Here is a 15,479-nt window from a genome sequence, read left to right as displayed (position 1 = left end):
CGGAGGGCTAGCGTTGACGCATGCGCTTCCCCGCCGCGATCCGCTCCGCCCGCCGCGCTCCCCTGCTGCAGGTGCTGAAGTCGGCCGCGGCGACGATCGCGGCCTGGCTGATCGCGGGCTGGCTGATCCCCGGCCCGCTGCCGGTGTTCGCGGCGATCGCGGCGCTGCTGGTGGTGCAGCCGAGCGTCAACCAGTCACTGTCGAAGGCACTCGAACGCAGTGCGGGCGTGATCTTCGGCGTCGTGATCGCCGTGCTGCTCAGCCTGCTGCTGGGCGCGCAGAGCTGGGTGGTGCTGGCCGCCGTGCTGGTGGCGCTGCTGGCGGCGTGGGCGATGCGGGCGTCGACCGGTACCGGCAACCAGGTGGCGATCTCGGCGGTGCTGGTGCTCGCGCTGGGATCGTCGAACCCCGACTACGCGCTCGATCGGATCGTCGAGACGCTGATCGGCGCCGCGATCGGCTTCGTCGTGAACGTCGCCGTGGTGCCGCCGGTGCTCACCGCGCCCGCTCGTCGCGACATCGGCCTGCTGGGCGGGGAGCTCGCGGCGTCGCTCGACCGTCTCGCCGACGCCCTTCCCGTCACGCGCACCGCCCCGCAGCGGCAGGAGCTCATGCTCGAGGCGCGGCTGCTGCGCCCGATGAAGGATGCGGCGGAGGCATCCCTCACCGCCGCCGAGGAATCGCTCTCACTCAACCCTCGGCAGGGCCGGCACCGCGACGATCTGACGCAGCTGCGCGCGCTGTTCGACCGCCTCGAACCCGCCGTGACGCAGGTAATCGGCATGACCCGCGCGTACATCGACCACTACGAGGACTCGCTGGCCGCGGATCCGACCGTGCGGGCGATCGCCGAGCAGCTGCATCGCGCGGGGCACGACGTGCGGCTCGCGGTGCAGTCAGCGGATGCCGCACCCGACGCGGACGACGCCGCGCCGCACACCTCTGCGGTGCCCGCGCTGACCACTCCGCTGGTCGTGCGGCCGCCGGCATCCGATCACTGGATCCTGGTCGGCTCGCTCATGGAGGACCTGCGCCGCATCCACGGCGAACTGCGGGACGAGACCTGACCCGGCGCGCGTGAAAGGATCGGAGCATCATGCCTCTCGATCCCTCCCTCGTCCGCGGTGCCGATGCGGATGCCGTGTACACGGCCTTCGTCGAGTGGGCGGAGTCGACGGGCATCAGCCTGTACCCCGCGCAGGACGAGGCGGTCATCGAGATCGTCTCGGGCCAGAACGTGATCCTGTCGACCCCGACCGGCACCGGCAAGTCGCTGGTGGCGATCGGCGCGCACTTCGCCGCGCTCGCCGACGGGCGCCGGTCGTACTACACCGCGCCCATCAAGGCCCTGGTGAGCGAGAAGTTCTTTTCGCTGGTCGACGTGTTCGGCGCGGCGAACGTCGGCATGGTCACCGGCGACTCCGCGGTGAACGCGGACGCGCCCATCGTGTGCTGCACGGCGGAGATCCTCGCGAACCTCGCGCTGCGCCAGGGGTCGGACGCCGACGTCGGGCAGGTCGTGATGGACGAGTTCCACTTCTACGGCGACCCCGATCGCGGGTGGGCGTGGCAGGTGCCGCTGCTCGAGCTGCCGCAGACGCAGTTCGTGCTGATGTCGGCGACGCTGGGCGATGTGACGGAGCTGGCATCCGACCTCACCCGTCGCACCGGACGCGACACAGCGGTCGTGACCGGCGTCGAGCGGCCCGTGCCGCTGCACTTCTACTACGAGACGACGCCCATCCACGAGACGATCGACGATCTGCTCTCGACCGGGCAGGCGCCCATCTACATCGTGCATTTCTCGCAGGCCGCGGCGATGGAGCGCGCGCAGGCGCTGGCGAGCGCCAAGGTCGCCACGCGCGAGCAGCGCGATGCCATCGCCGAGCTGATCGGCGGCTTCCGCTTCACCACCGCGTTCGGTCGGACGCTGTCGCGGCTGCTGCGCCTGGGCATCGGCGTGCACCACGCCGGGATGCTGCCGAAGTACCGCCGGCTGGTCGAGCAGCTGGCCCAGCGGGGGATGCTGCGGGTGATCTGCGGCACCGACACGCTCGGTGTCGGCATCAACGTGCCTATCCGCACCGTGCTGCTCACGGCACTGACGAAGTTCGACGGCAAGCGGATGCGGCAGCTGAACGCTCGTGAGTTCCATCAGATCGCAGGGCGCGCCGGACGCGCGGGTTACGACACCGCCGGCACCGTGGTCGCGCAGGCGCCCGAGCATGAGACCGAGAACCTCGCGGCGATCAGGAAGGCAGAAGCCCTTCGACAGGCTCAGGGACCTAGCAAAAAGAGCAGGAAGATCATCCGCAAGAAGGCGCCGGACGGGTTCGTCTCGTGGGGTGAGCCGTCGTTCCAGAAGCTCATCGCGTCGGAGCCCGAGACCCTGACGTCGCACATGCAGATCACCAGCGCGATGATGCTGAACGTGATCGCGCGCGGCGGCGACGTCTTCGCGAATATGCGCTCCCTGGTATACGACAACCATGAGTCTCGCGCGAACCAGCGGCTGCTGGCGCTGCGCGCCCTCGGCATCTACCGCACGCTGCTGCAATCCGGTGTCGTGGAGGCCTACGACACTGAATCCGCAAGCCGGCCGAAGGGGGTGCGCCTCACAGTCGACCTGCAGCCGAACTTCGCGCTCAATCAGCCCCTCTCTCCGTTCGCCCTGGCGGCGTTCGAGCTGCTCGACCCTTCGACGGGCTCAGGCCCTTCGACGGTCTCAGGGGCCCAGAACGGCAACTACGCGCTGGACATGATCTCGATCGTCGAGGCGACGCTCGACGACCCGCGGGCCATCCTCAGCCAGCAGGAGTTCCTCGCGCGCGGCGAGGCGGTCAGCGCCATGAAGGCCGAGGGCATCGAGTACGACGAGCGCATGGAGCTGCTGGAGCAGATCACGTACCCGAAGCCGCTGGAGGAGCTGCTGGGTGCTGCGTTCGAGACCTTCAGCAGCTCGCAGCCGTGGATCCGCGACTTCGAGCTGCACCCGAAATCGGTCGTGCGCGACATGTACGAGCGGGCCATGTCGTTCGGGGAATACGTCGCCTATTACAAGGTCGCCCGGTCCGAGGGCGTCGTGCTGCGCTACCTGTCGGATGCCTACCGCGCGGCCTCGCAGACCATTCCCGAGCATCTGAAGACCGAGGAGCTGCACGACCTCATCGAGTGGCTCGGCGAGCTCGTGCGCCAGGTGGACTCCAGCCTGCTCGACGAGTGGGAGGACCTTGTCGCTGGGTCCCTGACTCGCGACCAGCCGGTCGTGCCACCCGCGCCGAAGCGCCTCACCTCGAACGTGCGCGCCTTCCGCGTGCTGGTGCGCAACGAGATGTTCCGCCGCGTGCTGCTCGCGGCGCGGGAAGACGTCGATTCACTGGCATCCCTCGACGCCGATTTCGGAGCTGACGGCTGGAACGACGCCCTCGACGCCTACTTCGCCGAGCACGACGAGATCCGCACCGGTGCCGACGCGCGGAGCCCGCAGCTGCTGCTCATCGAGCAGGGCGCCGATGCGTGGACCGTGCGCCAGATCCTCGACGACCCCGCCGGCGATCACGACTGGGGTATCTCTGCGACGGTCGACCTCGCGCCATCCGACGAGGCCGGCGAGGCCGTCATCACCGTGACGGGCGTCGACCGACTCTAGTCCGCACCCATCCGGATGCGTTCCGGGGTCCGACACGCCAGATGTCGGACCGGATGCCGGGAAGCGTCCGACATCTGGACTGTCGGCCCCCGATCCGCAACACCGCAGTAGTGACGGCTCGCCTCACCAGGGGCTGGGCTGGTAGTCCTTCAGGAACACGCCCTGCAGGTCGACGCCCGCCTCGCCCTGCACGATCGGGTCGTACACGCGCGCCGCGCCGTCGACCAGGTCGAGCGGGGCGTGGAAGCCCTCCTCGGCGAGTCGCACCTTCGTGAAGTGCGGGCGCTCGTCGGTGATCCAGCCGGTGTCGACCGCGGTCATCAGGATGCCGTCGGTGGCGAGCATCTCGCCCGCGCTCGTGCGGGTCAGCATGTTCAGCGCCGCCTTGGCCATGTTGGTGTGCGGATGCCCCGGGCCCTTGTACCGGCGCGAGAACTGACCCTCCATGGCCGAGACGTTGACGACGTACTTCCGCCGCGCCGTCGACGCCGCCATCGACACGCGCAGCCGGCTGATCAGCAGGAAGGGCGCGGTCGTGTTGCACAGCTGCACCTCGAGCATCTCGAGCGGGTCGACCTGCTCCACCGACTGCACCCAGCTGTTCACCCGGTTCACGTCGGGCACGAGCCCGCCGGCGTCGATCGCGGTGCCGTCGGCATGCTTGGCGAGCGAGGACGATCCGGGCGCCATCGCCAGCCGCGCGAGGTCCTCGGCGGTGAGCGCCTGACCTCCCTGCTCGGCGACCGTGCCGCCGAGCGCGGCGACCGAGAGCAGCGGGTGCGCGTCGACCGAGGCCTGCAGCGCCTGCGGGTGCGGGTCGGCGGTGTGGCCGAAAGTCTCCATCTCGGGCAGCGGGCCGTCGGGCAGGGGCTGCAGTTCGGCATCCGCGAGCAGCGAGTATGCGCCCGGCGAGCGCCGCACGGTCTGCGCTGCGTTGTTGATGAGGATGTCCAGCGGCCCCTGCGCGGCGACCGAATCGGCCAGGCCGATCACCTGGGCGGGGTCGCGCAGGTCGATGCCGACGACGCGCAGCCGGTGCAGCCAGTCCGCGGCGTCGGGCAGCGCCGAGAAGCGGCGCACCGCATCGCGCGGGAAGCGCGTGGTGATGGTGAGGTGCGCGCCGTCGCGCAGCAGACGAAGCGCGATGTGCATGCCGATCTTCGCGCGGCCGCCGGTGAGCAGCGCGCGCCGGCCGGTGAGGTCGGTGCGGGCGTCGCGCTTGCCGTGGCTGAACAGCGCGCACTCCGGGCACAGCTGGTGGTAGAACGCGTCGACGCGCGTGTACGGCTGCTTGCAGATGTAGCAGTTGCGGGGCTTGAGCAGCTCCCCGGCGCTGGGCGCGTCGGTCACGCGCGACGCGAGGTCGAGTCCGCGGGTCTCGTCGTCGATGCGGTCGGGCGCGCCGGTGGCCGTGCGCGCGACGACGGCCTTGTCGGCGTCGGCGATGGCATCGCGGATCTCCTTGCGCCGAGCCCGCTTGACGGCCTTGAACATGTTCGCGGTCGCCCGGCGCACCGAGAGGTAGTCCGGATGCTGCTGGTCGACCTCATCGAGCGAGGCGAGCACCCGCAGGGTGGTGGCGAGGTCGTCGGGATCGATGCCGGATGCGGGCATCACGCTCTGAGCTCCTGAGCCTGTCGAAGGATCATTGGGCCGATTCTACGCGGCGAAGCTGAACCCCCCTGGGCGTTGTCGGCGCCCCGGCGTATGGTCGGCATATGAGCACCGCAGCAGAGTTCCGCACCGCCGCAGCGACACCCGCGCCGACGTGCCCCGGCATCGTTCCCGGTTACCTGCTGGCGCGTCTGGCGCACTCCGAGCGCTACACGCACGCCGCCCGAGCGGCCCGGCAGACCCTGATCGCCGGGCGGCCCGCGTTCCACTCCACGCTCGAGCTGTCGATCGACGAGAACGGCGCGCTGGTCGCCGAGGTGTCGCCGGCGCCCACGCGCACGATCTCCGACGCCCAGAACACCGAGAAGCTGCCGGGGATCATCGTGCGCGGTGAGGATGACGAGCCGGTCGCGGACGCCACCGTGAACGAGGCCTTCGACGGACTCGGCGCGACGTTCGCCCTGCTGCTGGATGCCTTCGACCGCAACTCGCTCGACGGCCTCGGCGCTCCCCTGAACGCCACCGTGCACTACGGCGAGGACTACGACAACGCCTTCTGGGACGGCACGCGCATGGTGTTCGGCGACGGCGACGGCGAGGTGTTCGGCAGCTTCACGCGATCGATCTCGGTGATCGGGCACGAGCTGGGGCACGGCGTCATCCAGAGCACGGCGGGTCTGGTCTACCGCGACCAGTCCGGCGCCCTGAACGAGTCGATCGCGGATGTGCTCGGCGCGCTCACCGAGCAGCACGCGCTCGGCCAGAGCGCCGAGCAGGCGAGCTGGCTGATCGGCGAAGGGCTGTTCACCGATCAGGTGCAGGGGCGCGCGCTGCGCTCGATGCTCGAGCCGGGCACCGCGTACGACGACGACGAGCTGGGCAAGGACCCGCAGCCGGCGCACATGCGCGACTACGTGCAGACCACAGAGGACAACGGCGGGGTGCACATCAACTCCGGCATCCCGAACCGCGCGTTCGCGCTGGCCGCCCGAGCACTCGGCGGCCCGGCGTGGGAGGGCGCCGGGCTGGTCTGGTACCGCGCGCTGACCGGCGGATTGTCGTCGACGGCAGGTTTCACCGAGTTCGCCGACGAGACGGTCACCGCTGCGGCCGCGATCGGGGCTAGCGTGGAATCAGCGGTCCGCGAGGCGTGGATCGCCGTCGGAGTGATCGAGGATGCGCGAGTACGAGAACGCCGCTGACGGTGCGGATGCCGAACCGGATGCCACGGCGCCCGCTTCCGGCTGCGCGGCGGGCGACAGCGATGGTGCGCAGAGTCGCATCGTCATCGCCGTCGTGCGCACCGGCGGCATCGCCGGGCTGCGTCGGCGCTGGCGCGCCGAACCCGCGCCCGAACAGGCTCCGTCCTGGCTGGGGCTCGTGCAGCGCTGCCCGTGGGACGAGCACCTCGATCCCGACGGCAGCGGCGCCGATAGGTACGTGTGGAGCATCCACGCCCGCATCCGCGACGAGCAGCTCGAGCAGGTGATCCCCGACACGCGACTCGACGGCGCGTGGCGCGAACTCGTCGACGCCGTCCGCGAGGCCGATTCGCACGACGAAGAGCAGTGATCCCACGACGAGCAGTGACACGAAGACCGACAGACCACGACGGAGTGGAAGATGACCCAGAAGATCGTTCCGAACATCTGGTGCGACCGCAACGCGGCCGAAGCCGGGGAGTTCTACAGCCGCGCCCTGCCGTGGACCCGATCCCACATCGGCCTGCGCTACCCGGCGGACATGCCGACGCCGGACGACGGCCCGCCGTCGGATCTCGCCGGTGAGCCGGTCGTCGTCGACGTGGACGTCGCCGGATTCCACATCACGCTGATGAACGTGGATGACACGTATCACCCGACCCCGGCGATCTCGCTCATGCTGAACTTCGATCCGGAGCTCTTCGACGGCGATGCCGAGGCGGCGCGCGCCGCACTCGAGAAGACCTGGACAGCGCTGTCGGATGGCGGGCAGGCGCTGATGCCGTTGGACGCATATCCGTTCAGCCCATACTACGGCTGAATCCAGGACCGCTACGGCGTGAGCTGGCAGCTCATGCTCACCGGCCCTGCGGGTGAGCCGCGCCCGTTCGTGATGCCGCAGATCATGTTCTCCGGAGCCGTGCAGGACAGGGCCCGCGAGGCCACCGAGTTCTACATGTCGCTGTTCGACGATGCCGGCTTCGGCACTGTCGTGGAGTATCCGCAGGCCAGTGGCACGGCCGGTGCGGGCAGCATCATGTTCGCCGAGTTCCACATCGGAGAGCAGTGGTTCTCGATGATGGACTCGAATGTCGCGCACCGGTTCGGCTTCACGCCGGGCGTCTCGCTCGAGGTGCGCTGCACGGATCAGGACGAGATCGATCGCCTGTGGGGCGCGCTGTCGGCCGTGCCCGAGGCGGAGCAGTGCGGCTGGCTGGTCGACCGTTACGGCGTGAGCTGGCAGATCGTGCCCGATAACGCCGACGAGCTGCTGGCCCGCCCCGGCGCGTTCGAGCGGATGATGCACATGAAGAAGCTCGTCATCGCCGACTTCTGAGATCCCGCCTTCGGATGCCAGCGACGGGGTGACAATGGGCTCATGGGACTGTTCACGCAGAAGCCGCAGGAGCCGAGCGCCTGGGCCGCGCTGCCCGGCGAGCCGCTGGACGAGACCGCGCCCACGGAACGGCTCGACGAGGCGCCGGCGCTCGATCTCATGGATGTCGGGCTGACCGCCAAGTACACGACCGTGGTGGTGCCGGTCGCGCCACCCGCTCCAGAGGCCGCCGATGTCGCCGACGCGGGCGAGTGAGACCGACTGCGGTCAGCTCAGGTCAGCTGCGGTCGGGTCAGCGTCTGCGCGCGCGGCGCGTTGAGATGAGCAGCACGACTGCTCCGGCCACCACGGCGACCACCGCCGCGATGCGCAGCGGCAGCAGGTCTGCGGTGTACTGCGAGGTGAACGAGATCAACGCGAGAAGGAAGCCCACCGCCAGCAGCGCCGCCGCGCTCAGCACGCCCAGCAGCGGCATCCGCTGACCCGGCGCCTCCACCGGTCCGCGACGGAACGCGCGCGCCACGACGATCACGAGCAGCGCGATCGCGATCACGATGATCACGGTCTTCAGGGCGAATCCGGGCACCCCTCGAGGCTACCCAGTGCGGATGCCGTCGCCGCCACGCTCTACGGTGGAAGGATGACGATCACCGCCGCCGCCGACGGCTCCGCCCTCGGCAATCCGGGCCCGAACGGCTGGGCCTGGTACATCGACGACGACCGCTGGGCAGCGGGCGGCTCGCCGCACGGCACGAACAATCAGGGCGAGCTGCAGGCGGTGCTCGAGCTGCTGCGCGCAACCGCCGGCATCGACGAGAAGCTCGTGATCGAGTGCGACTCGCGGTACGTGATCGACTCGGTGACGAAGTGGATGCCGGGGTGGAAGCGCCGCGGCTGGCGCAAGTCCGACGGCGGGCCGGTGCTGAATCGGGAGCTGCTCGAGGGCATCGACGAGGCGATGCGCGGGCGCGATGTGGAGTTCACCTGGGTGAAGGGACACGCCGGGCATCCGCTGAACGAGGCCGCCGACGAGCGCGCGAATGCGGCGGCGAAGGCGTATCAGCAGAAGCAGGAGCCGCGCCGCGGGCCCGGTTTCACATCGACCGCTGATGCCGGCGCGGCGCTGGCCGGGGCGATGTCGGTCGCCGCCTCCGCAGCGTCGGTCGGCACCTCGCGGGCCGGGGGACCCGTTCCCGCTTCCCAGCTGCTCTGGGCCGAGCCGGTCGATCTTCTGGACGGGCTCGACGACCCGTCGTCCGGCTCCGCGACGACCGCGGCTCCGATCGAGATCACCGTCTCGCTGACCGCCGCCGAGCACGCGCGGCTGCGCGACCGCGCCGACGCGCAGGGCATCTCGCTCGCCGACGCGCTGCGCCGGCTCATCTGACGCCATGTGGATCGGCTGGATCGAGTTCGACATCCTGCTGGGCGACGTCCATTCGCTCAAGCAGAAGCGCAGCGTCATCCGGCCGATCATCGCCGATCTCAGTCGGCGCACCGAGGCCGCGGTCGCGGAGGTCGGCGCTCAGGACCTGCATCGGCGCACGGTGATCGGCGTCTCCGTCGTCGCGGCGCACGCCTCGCATGTGCGCGATGTGCTCGATCAGGCGGAGCGGATGCTCGTGGAGCAGCATCCCGAGATCGAGCTGCTCTCGGCACGTCGCGGCCTGCACTCCAGCGGGGACGACTGACGCTCGCTCAGCTCTGCAGGCGGTCCGGGTGCGCGTCCTGCGTACACTCACGGAATGGCTTCTGTTCCGCAGACGATCACCCGCATCACTCTCGCCGGGCTCCTGCTCTTCACCGGCGTGGCGCATCTCACGTTCGCGCGGCGCGGGTTCCGCGTCGCCGTGCCCGACTGGGTGCCGGGTGATCCTGATGCCACGGTGGTGGCATCCGGCTGGATCGAGATCGCGCTGGGCGCTGCGCTGCTGCTCGCCCGGCGGCGCCGGCGCGGCGTCGGCCGGCTCGTCGCGCTGTTCTTCGTCGCGGTATTCCCCGGCAACGTCTCGCAGTGGACGCATCACCGCAACGCGCCGGGACTCGACACCGAGATGAAGCGGTTCGGGCGGCTGTTCCTGCAGCCGGTGCTCGTGCTGCTGGCTCTGCGGTCGACGCGCGACTGACGCCGCTCAGCTCTCCAGCGCGACCCGGGTGCGCGGCAGCGCGTCGGGGTGCTCCTGCTGCAGCCACGCCATCATCTGCTCGCGCACGGCGCAGCGCAGCGTCCACAGGTCGTCGGAGTCCTTGGCCGAGACGGTGAAGCGCACCGTGACGAAGCCGCCCTGCGAGTCGGTGACGTACGCGCCGCTGCTGCGGCGGTCCCACGCCTCGGAGGCCGCGAGGATCTCGGCGAAGCGGGCGCGGACGGCATCCATCGGCACGCGCCAATCGAGGTCCATGTAGACGGTGCCGAGGATGGCATCCGATCGGCGGGTCCAGGTCTCGATGACGTTGGTGGTGAAGTAGCTGCACGGGATGATCAGCCGGCGCTCGTCCCAGACGTAGACGACGACGTACGAGAGGTTGATCTCGCCGATGCGGCCGAACTGCTCGTCGATGACGACGACGTCGCCCACGCGGATGGAGTCGGTGAAGGCGATCTGGATGCCGGCGATGAGGTTGCCGAAGATCGACTGCGCGGCGAGGCCGGCGATGACTGAGACGATGCCCGCGGATGCCAGCACGCTGGTGCCCACCACGCGCAGGGCCGGGAACGAGAACAGCGCCATGCCGACCGCCATCACCGCGATCAGCACGACGGTGAGGCGCTGGATGATGAGGATCTGGGTGCGACGGCGGCGCAGATCCGCGCCAGAGAAGGTCACCTTCTCGCGGGTGAGCAGCCCCTCGAAGGCGAACGAGACGACGGTGCCGAGCAGCCAGGCGCCAGAGAGGATGGTGCCGATCAGCAGCAGGTGCGAGACGCCCGGCCACCACTCCTCCCGCGCGGGCTGCGTGGTCGCCCCGGCGATCCACAGCGCCACGACGAGGCACACCATCGCCCAGGCGCGGCGCGCCCGTCGATCGAGATCGCGCATCCAGCGCGCCCTGCGGCTGAGCAGCGAGGTGATGGTGCGCAGGGCGAGCACCGCGGCGACGGCGGCCGCCAGGGCGATGACGACGGCGACGACGGTTCCGGTCCACGAGGTCCAATCGAGCATCCTTCCACCGTAGGCGCCGAGGGGACGCGTTCCTGAGTGCGCGGTGATCTGCGTCTGCGACGGCCGCTGCCGGTGTCTCGGGCATCCGCGTACCATCGGGGCATGACGTCACCCGCTCGCATGCTCGCCCGAATCGCCCTCGGCGGCGCTCTCGCCTTCGCCGGCGTCAGCCACCTCACCGTCGCGCGCAATGAGTTCCAGGCGCAGGTTCCCGATTGGGTGCCGCTCGATCCGGATGCCACGGTCGTGGCATCCGGAGTCGTCGAGGTCGGTCTCGGCACGGCGCTGCTGTTCGCGTGGCGTCGCCGCCGGTTGGTCGGGGTGCTGACGGCGCTGTTCTTCCTCGCGATCTTCCCCGGGAACGTGTCGCAGTGGACGCATCACCGCGACGGCTTCGGGCTGGACACCGACATGAAGCGCTTCGGGCGGCTGTTCTTTCAGCCGGTGCTCGTGTGGCTCGCGCTGTGGAGCACTCGACGCGGCTGAGCGAGCCCTGGCTGCCCACGGTTCGGCTCAGAACTCCGGAGATCGGAGCCGTAGAACGCGAGAACCGGCCGATCCGCCCTTGGATCGGCCGGTTTTTCCGGAGTTCTGAACCTCAGACGGTGAGCACCGCCGACTCGAGCCGGCGGAACGAGGCCTCCATGCCCTCGGCCATGCCGGTGGCGAGGATCATGTCGCGCGTCTCCTTGTCGGGATACTCGATGAGCACGGTGACGAGCGTTGCGCCGTCCTCCTCGTAGAGGTTCAGGTCGTTCAGGGTTTCAGGTCCGTCGGTCCCCTGCATCCGCTCGGTCGTCACGGCGCGGCGCGGCGCGTCGACGAGCAGCGTCTCGCCCTCGAAGCCGAACGGCTCGCCCTCGGTGTCGCCGACCGGCGCCCAGGAGTTGCGGTAGCTCTGACCGGGCTCGTTGCCGACGACGCACTCCGTCATCTCCCAGCCGTCGGGTCCGAGCATCCACTGCCGGATGAGCTCGGGCTCGGTGTGCGCGCGCCAGACCAGCTCGCGCGGGCCCTCCACGAGACGTGTGATGCGCACGTGGGTGTCGTCGAGCAGTTCGACGCGGGTCCCCTTGCCCTGGGCGTAGTCGCGCAGGTCCTGCAGCACGGCGTCGAGCTGCGACATCGCCAGGCGGGTGCCCTCGACGGCGCCCATGGCGACGATCTGCTCGAGCGCTTCCAAGGAGGTGAAGTGGCTGGTGTTGCGCATGCGCGTGCCGTCGGCGGTGGGCTCGAACGTGAACTCCATGCGCATCGCCGGCAGGTCGTCGTTCGGGTTGCCCTGCTCGTCGGCGAAGCCGTCGAGCACCTCGAAGCGGTGCGGCTGCTCGATGGCGAGGAACTCCCAGTACCCGGAGGCCTTCTCGCCGCGCGGGCCGTGCATCGTGTAGGTCGCGCGTCCGCCCACCTCGTGGTTCCACGAGGTGAAGGTCGCCGGCCAGCTGGGCGGGCCCCAGAAGCGGCCGAGCTGCTCGGGATCGCTGTACACGGCCCAGACGCGCTCGATGGGTGCGGCGAGATCGGCGATCACGGTCATCGTCAGGTTCTCGTGGTCGGTGATGATGTCGGTGACGGGCATTTCAGTCTCCTTTGACGGGGTCTTCGTTGTCTTCTTGGGCCGGTGAGCCTGTCGAATCGCCGGCCAGCAGATCGTCGAGCCGGGCGACGCGGGCGCGCCAGAGCTCTTCGTACCGGGCGAGAAGCGCCCGCGCACGGGCGATCATCTCGGGGTTCGCGCGGACGAGCCGCTCGCGTCCCTCGGCGCGCTTGATGATGAGACCGGCCTCTTCGAGCACGGCCACATGCTTCTGCACCGCCGCGAACGACATCTCGTAGTCGCCCGCGAGGGTGGAGACGGATTGCTCGCGCTCGACGGTCCGGCGCAGGATGTCACGTCGGGTCGAGATCGCGAGCGCGTGGAACACACGGTCGATCTCCGCTTCACTGAGTCTCATTTGTACAACCATTTGGTTGTACGTTAGGACGCGCGGATGCCGGTGTCAAGGGTTTCTTGCAGCGGCTCCCCTTCGGGGCCGCCCCTTCACCGCCGCCCGAAGATGGCGTGCAGGAGCGGAATGACGGAGACGCACATGAGGACGATCCCGAGCGGGGCGAGCGGCCCCAGCAGCAGGACGCCGCCGATCAGCATCCCGCCGAACAGCACGGCCGACACCGCGCGGAACGCGACGCGGATGATCCGGTCGAGCCGGTTCTCCAGGCTGGAGATGTCGAAGGTGAGCGCGCCCGCCTCGAGTCGGTCGAGCACGGCGTCGACGCGAGTGGGCAGGCGCCACACCGAGGACATGTTCGTCATGGCCTGATCGCGCACGTCCCGCATGAAGTTGCCGCCCTCGTCGCGCAGCAGCTTGGTGGCGTAGGGCTCGACAGGTTCCCAGATGTTGAACTTCGGGTCGAGCGCGCTGCACATCCCGGAGGTGAGCGAGACCGCCCGCAGCAACAGCAGCAGCTTCTCGGGGAACTGCACGGGCAGCGCCCGCACGGTCTCGCCGAATTCCATTCCGAACGCCTGCAGCTCGCGGGGGTCAACGTCGACGAGCTCGTTGAAGCCCATACCGCCGAACCGCGCGAACAGCTTGCTCAGCGCCCGCTCGAGCTCGGCGGTGTTCGTCGACGGCAGCAGCACGCCGATCTGCTGGGCGGCGGTGATCATGCCGCGGCTGTCGCGCGCGGCGACGGCGATGACAAGGGTGCGCAGGCCCGCCCGGATGCCGTCGGGCACCTCGGCCATCATGCCGAAGTCGATGAAGGTGAGTCGCCATGCGCGCTCAGCCCCGCTCGGCGCGTCAGAGCCGAGCGGAGTGACGAAGACGTTGCCCGGATGCGGGTCGGCGTGCACGAAGGAATGCGTGAACACCTGGTCGAGCATGACCTGCGCGAACACCTGCGCGACGTCTGCCGGATCGATGCCGGCGGCGCGCAGGGCGGCGGTGTCGTTGATCTTGATCGCGGTGACGTCCTCCAGCGTGAGAACGCGGCGCGTCGAGCGCTCCCACACGACTGCGGGGGCGCCGACCCTGGCATCCGTCGCGAAGTCCTCGGCGAAGCGCTCAGCACTCGCGGCCTCGTGCAGGTAGTCGATCTCCTCCTCGCACGTCTGCGCGAACTCCTCGACCAGCGCCGGTGCGTCGACGCGCGACGACACTGCGCGCACCCGCTGCACCCAGCGCGCGACGCGGCGCAGCGCGGCGAGGTCTACCGCGACGATGCCGTCGATGCCCGGCCGCTGCACCTTGACGATGACCTGCGCTAGGCCGGTGTCGGCGGCATCCGCGTCGGAGAGGACGGCGCGATGCGCCTGGCCGAGGGATGCCGCGGCCACGGGCACCGGGTCGAACGATGCGAACGCGTGCTCGAGCGGCATCCCCAGCTCCGCCTCGGCGGCGGCCCGGATGTCGGCGAACGTCTCGGCGGGCACCTCATCCTGCAGGTCGGCGAGCTCGGCGGTGATCTCGGGTGGCAACACATCCAGGCGCGACGACATGAACTGTCCGACCTTGATCATCAGGCCGCCGAGCTCGACGGCGAGCACGCGGAAGCGGCGGGCGAGGCGCAGCATCCGGTCATTGCGGGTGCGGTTGGCGAGCCGGGCGAGGCCCAGGCGCGGCAGCACCAGCTCGTACCACCAGGTCTGGGCGAGGGCCCGCGCGGCGAACCGCAGGATGCGGCGATAGCGCGCCTGATGGTCGCGAACTGGGCGCACCCCAGAACCCCCTTCTGGCAGGATCACCCCTCGGCGAGGATCGCGTACAGCTTACGCCGCGCCTCCTGCAGGATCTCGACGCCGTGCTGCACCTGCTCGGGGGTGCCGGTGCGCGCCAGCTGGGCGGTCGCGCCGGCCAGCTCCATGCCGGCCTTGGGCAGGGCGGTGAGGTGGCTCGATCCGCTGCCGCTGCGCTGTCCGGCACTGTCCCACGGGGCGGGCTTGGCGGCGAGCTCTTCCGACTCGGCGATGCCGGCCTCGGTCAGCGAGTAGGTCTTGCGCCCGCCCTGCTCGACGGCGGTGATGAGGCCCTCGTCGGCGAGCAGCTGCAAGGTGGGGTAGACCGAGCCGGCGCTGGGCTTCCATGCGCCGCCCGAGCGCTCGCCGATCTCGCTGATGATCTGGTAGCCGTGCATGGGCTTCTCGGCGAGCAGGGAGATGACTGCGGAGCGCACGTCACCGCGAGCCATGCGGGAGCCGCCGGTGCGCTGCTCGAAGCTGCTGCGCAGCTGCTCCATCGCGTCCCAGACGCCGGCGAGCGGGTTGCCCGCGCCGTTGCTGGCGCCGAAGCTGAATCCACCAGAGGGGAACGAACCGTTCATGATGACTCCTGAAGCCGATTGCGAACGATGGTTAACGATATGTCGCTGCATGTCGTTAATCAATCCCCTCTCCCGGGCCTCGAACCGCCACTCGCTCCGGTATGAGTTCGTGTCGCCTGCACAGCGTCTGAGCGGCAGAAAGTCATACCGGAAGTCGGCGGTTCGGGTCGGCGCGTCGGAGCGGCAACCGG

General features: G+C 69.8%; 18 protein-coding genes. 11 read left to right on the top strand and 7 right to left on the bottom strand.

Translation table 11 applies throughout. From position 1 onward, the window contains the following. Positions 1-20 precede the first annotated feature (20 nt). Together WFG93_RS03330 and WFG93_RS03325 are read left to right on the top strand one after the other, a co-directional pair. Complete coding sequence (locus tag WFG93_RS03330) at positions 21-1,067, top strand: FUSC family protein (RefSeq protein ID WP_336644894.1); 1,047 nt, start codon at positions 21-23, stop codon at positions 1,065-1,067. Positions 1,068-1,096: 29 nt separating this feature from the next. Then, positions 1,097-3,649, top strand: coding sequence for a DEAD/DEAH box helicase (locus tag WFG93_RS03325; RefSeq protein WP_336644893.1), 2,553 nt, complete (start codon positions 1,097-1,099; stop codon positions 3,647-3,649). Positions 3,650-3,772: 123 nt separating this feature from the next. On the opposite strand, the gene WFG93_RS03320 is transcribed toward WFG93_RS03325, so the two are convergent. Next, positions 3,773-5,263: an SDR family NAD(P)-dependent oxidoreductase gene (locus WFG93_RS03320; protein ID WP_336645050.1), complete on the bottom strand. Its 1,491-nt coding sequence runs from the start codon at positions 5,261-5,263 to the stop codon at positions 3,773-3,775. 104 nt (positions 5,264-5,367) lie between these two features. On the opposite strand from WFG93_RS03320, the gene WFG93_RS03315 reads away from it, so the two are divergent. From WFG93_RS03315 to WFG93_RS03295, 5 genes are read left to right on the top strand one after another with little or no spacing between them, the layout of a single operon-like run. After that, on the top strand, positions 5,368-6,465 hold the full coding sequence (locus tag WFG93_RS03315) for a M4 family metallopeptidase (RefSeq protein WP_336644892.1): 1,098 nt from the start codon (positions 5,368-5,370) through the stop codon (positions 6,463-6,465). Next, positions 6,440-6,835, top strand: coding sequence for a protealysin inhibitor emfourin (locus tag WFG93_RS03310; protein ID WP_336644891.1), 396 nt, complete (start codon positions 6,440-6,442; stop codon positions 6,833-6,835). Before WFG93_RS03315 ends, WFG93_RS03310 begins: the two co-directional genes overlap by 26 nt. 51 nt (positions 6,836-6,886) lie before the next feature. After that, entirely contained in the window at positions 6,887-7,285 is a 399-nt protein-coding gene (locus WFG93_RS03305) for a VOC family protein (RefSeq protein ID WP_336644890.1), read from the top strand. A gap of 18 nt (positions 7,286-7,303) precedes the next feature. Further along, positions 7,304-7,801, top strand: coding sequence for a VOC family protein (locus tag WFG93_RS03300; protein ID WP_336644889.1), 498 nt, complete (start codon positions 7,304-7,306; stop codon positions 7,799-7,801). A 42-nt stretch (positions 7,802-7,843) separates the two neighbouring features. Then, complete coding sequence (locus tag WFG93_RS03295) at positions 7,844-8,056, top strand: hypothetical protein (protein ID WP_336644888.1); 213 nt, start codon at positions 7,844-7,846, stop codon at positions 8,054-8,056. A 37-nt stretch (positions 8,057-8,093) separates the two neighbouring features. On the opposite strand, the gene WFG93_RS03290 is transcribed toward WFG93_RS03295, so the two are convergent. Beyond that, complete coding sequence (locus WFG93_RS03290) at positions 8,094-8,387, bottom strand: hypothetical protein (protein ID WP_336644887.1); 294 nt, start codon at positions 8,385-8,387, stop codon at positions 8,094-8,096. Positions 8,388-8,441: 54 nt separating this feature from the next. Here WFG93_RS03290 and WFG93_RS03285 point away from each other — a divergent pair, with 54 nt between their 5' ends. The 3 genes from WFG93_RS03285 to WFG93_RS03275 are packed head-to-tail and all read left to right on the top strand — an operon-like array spanning position 8,442 to position 9,927. Next, positions 8,442-9,188, top strand: a complete 747-nt coding sequence (locus WFG93_RS03285; RefSeq protein ID WP_336644886.1) for a ribonuclease H family protein — start codon at positions 8,442-8,444, stop codon at positions 9,186-9,188. Positions 9,189-9,192: 4 nt separating this feature from the next. Next, positions 9,193-9,492, top strand: coding sequence for a DUF503 domain-containing protein (locus tag WFG93_RS03280; protein ID WP_336644885.1), 300 nt, complete (start codon positions 9,193-9,195; stop codon positions 9,490-9,492). 54 nt (positions 9,493-9,546) lie between these two features. After that, positions 9,547-9,927: a DoxX family protein gene (locus tag WFG93_RS03275; RefSeq protein WP_336644884.1), complete on the top strand. Its 381-nt coding sequence runs from the start codon at positions 9,547-9,549 to the stop codon at positions 9,925-9,927. A 6-nt stretch (positions 9,928-9,933) separates the two neighbouring features. Here WFG93_RS03275 and WFG93_RS03270 read toward each other — a convergent pair whose 3' ends face one another. Continuing rightward, positions 9,934-10,965 carry a mechanosensitive ion channel family protein gene (locus WFG93_RS03270; protein ID WP_336644883.1) on the bottom strand — a complete coding sequence of 344 codons (1,032 nt, stop codon included), beginning with the start codon at positions 10,963-10,965 and terminating at the stop codon, positions 9,934-9,936. 102 nt (positions 10,966-11,067) lie between these two features. On the opposite strand from WFG93_RS03270, the gene WFG93_RS03265 reads away from it, so the two are divergent. Further along, positions 11,068-11,451: a DoxX family protein gene (locus tag WFG93_RS03265; RefSeq protein WP_336644882.1), complete on the top strand. Its 384-nt coding sequence runs from the start codon at positions 11,068-11,070 to the stop codon at positions 11,449-11,451. Between the two features lie 112 nt (positions 11,452-11,563). Here the strand turns inward: WFG93_RS03265 and WFG93_RS03260 are convergent, their stop codons facing one another. The 4 genes from WFG93_RS03260 to WFG93_RS03245 form a co-directional block, all read right to left on the bottom strand. Continuing rightward, complete coding sequence (locus WFG93_RS03260) at positions 11,564-12,544, bottom strand: SRPBCC family protein (RefSeq protein ID WP_336644881.1); 981 nt, start codon at positions 12,542-12,544, stop codon at positions 11,564-11,566. A 1-nt stretch (position 12,545) separates the two neighbouring features. Further along, complete coding sequence (locus tag WFG93_RS03255; protein ID WP_336644880.1) at positions 12,546-12,932, bottom strand: ArsR/SmtB family transcription factor; 387 nt, start codon at positions 12,930-12,932, stop codon at positions 12,546-12,548. 74 nt (positions 12,933-13,006) lie between these two features. Continuing rightward, positions 13,007-14,686 carry an ABC1 kinase family protein gene (locus WFG93_RS03250; protein ID WP_336644879.1) on the bottom strand — a complete coding sequence of 560 codons (1,680 nt, stop codon included), beginning with the start codon at positions 14,684-14,686 and terminating at the stop codon, positions 13,007-13,009. A 23-nt stretch (positions 14,687-14,709) separates the two neighbouring features. Next, complete coding sequence (locus WFG93_RS03245) at positions 14,710-15,288, bottom strand: PadR family transcriptional regulator (protein ID WP_336644878.1); 579 nt, start codon at positions 15,286-15,288, stop codon at positions 14,710-14,712. Positions 15,289-15,479: the final 191 nt, after the last annotated feature.

This window comes from Microbacterium sp. USHLN186, from assembly GCF_037145155.1.
GTDB lineage: Bacteria > Actinomycetota > Actinomycetes > Actinomycetales > Microbacteriaceae > Microbacterium.
Note: the sequence above shows the minus strand (reverse complement) of the source record. Positions and strands in the feature narration are given on the sequence as shown.

Excerpts from the sequence above, each read along its gene's own strand:
- WFG93_RS03330 (WP_336644894.1), top strand. The coding sequence starts at position 21 with ATGCGCTTCCCCGCCGCGATCCGCTCCGCCCGCCGCGCTCCCCTGCTG.
- WFG93_RS03325 (WP_336644893.1), top strand. The coding sequence starts at position 1,097 with ATGCCTCTCGATCCCTCCCTCGTCCGCGGTGCCGATGCGGATGCCGTG.
- WFG93_RS03320 (WP_336645050.1), bottom strand. The coding sequence starts at position 5,263 with ATGCCCGCATCCGGCATCGATCCCGACGACCTCGCCACCACCCTGCGG.
- WFG93_RS03315 (WP_336644892.1), top strand. The coding sequence starts at position 5,368 with ATGAGCACCGCAGCAGAGTTCCGCACCGCCGCAGCGACACCCGCGCCG.
- WFG93_RS03310 (WP_336644891.1), top strand. The coding sequence starts at position 6,440 with ATGCGCGAGTACGAGAACGCCGCTGACGGTGCGGATGCCGAACCGGAT.
- WFG93_RS03305 (WP_336644890.1), top strand. The coding sequence starts at position 6,887 with ATGACCCAGAAGATCGTTCCGAACATCTGGTGCGACCGCAACGCGGCC.
- WFG93_RS03295 (WP_336644888.1), top strand. The coding sequence starts at position 7,844 with ATGGGACTGTTCACGCAGAAGCCGCAGGAGCCGAGCGCCTGGGCCGCG.
- WFG93_RS03285 (WP_336644886.1), top strand. The coding sequence starts at position 8,442 with ATGACGATCACCGCCGCCGCCGACGGCTCCGCCCTCGGCAATCCGGGC.
- WFG93_RS03280 (WP_336644885.1), top strand. The coding sequence starts at position 9,193 with ATGTGGATCGGCTGGATCGAGTTCGACATCCTGCTGGGCGACGTCCAT.
- WFG93_RS03275 (WP_336644884.1), top strand. The coding sequence starts at position 9,547 with ATGGCTTCTGTTCCGCAGACGATCACCCGCATCACTCTCGCCGGGCTC.
- WFG93_RS03270 (WP_336644883.1), bottom strand. The coding sequence starts at position 10,965 with ATGCTCGATTGGACCTCGTGGACCGGAACCGTCGTCGCCGTCGTCATC.
- WFG93_RS03265 (WP_336644882.1), top strand. The coding sequence starts at position 11,068 with ATGACGTCACCCGCTCGCATGCTCGCCCGAATCGCCCTCGGCGGCGCT.
- WFG93_RS03260 (WP_336644881.1), bottom strand. The coding sequence starts at position 12,544 with ATGCCCGTCACCGACATCATCACCGACCACGAGAACCTGACGATGACC.
- WFG93_RS03255 (WP_336644880.1), bottom strand. The coding sequence starts at position 12,932 with ATGGTTGTACAAATGAGACTCAGTGAAGCGGAGATCGACCGTGTGTTC.
- WFG93_RS03245 (WP_336644878.1), bottom strand. The coding sequence starts at position 15,288 with ATGAACGGTTCGTTCCCCTCTGGTGGATTCAGCTTCGGCGCCAGCAAC.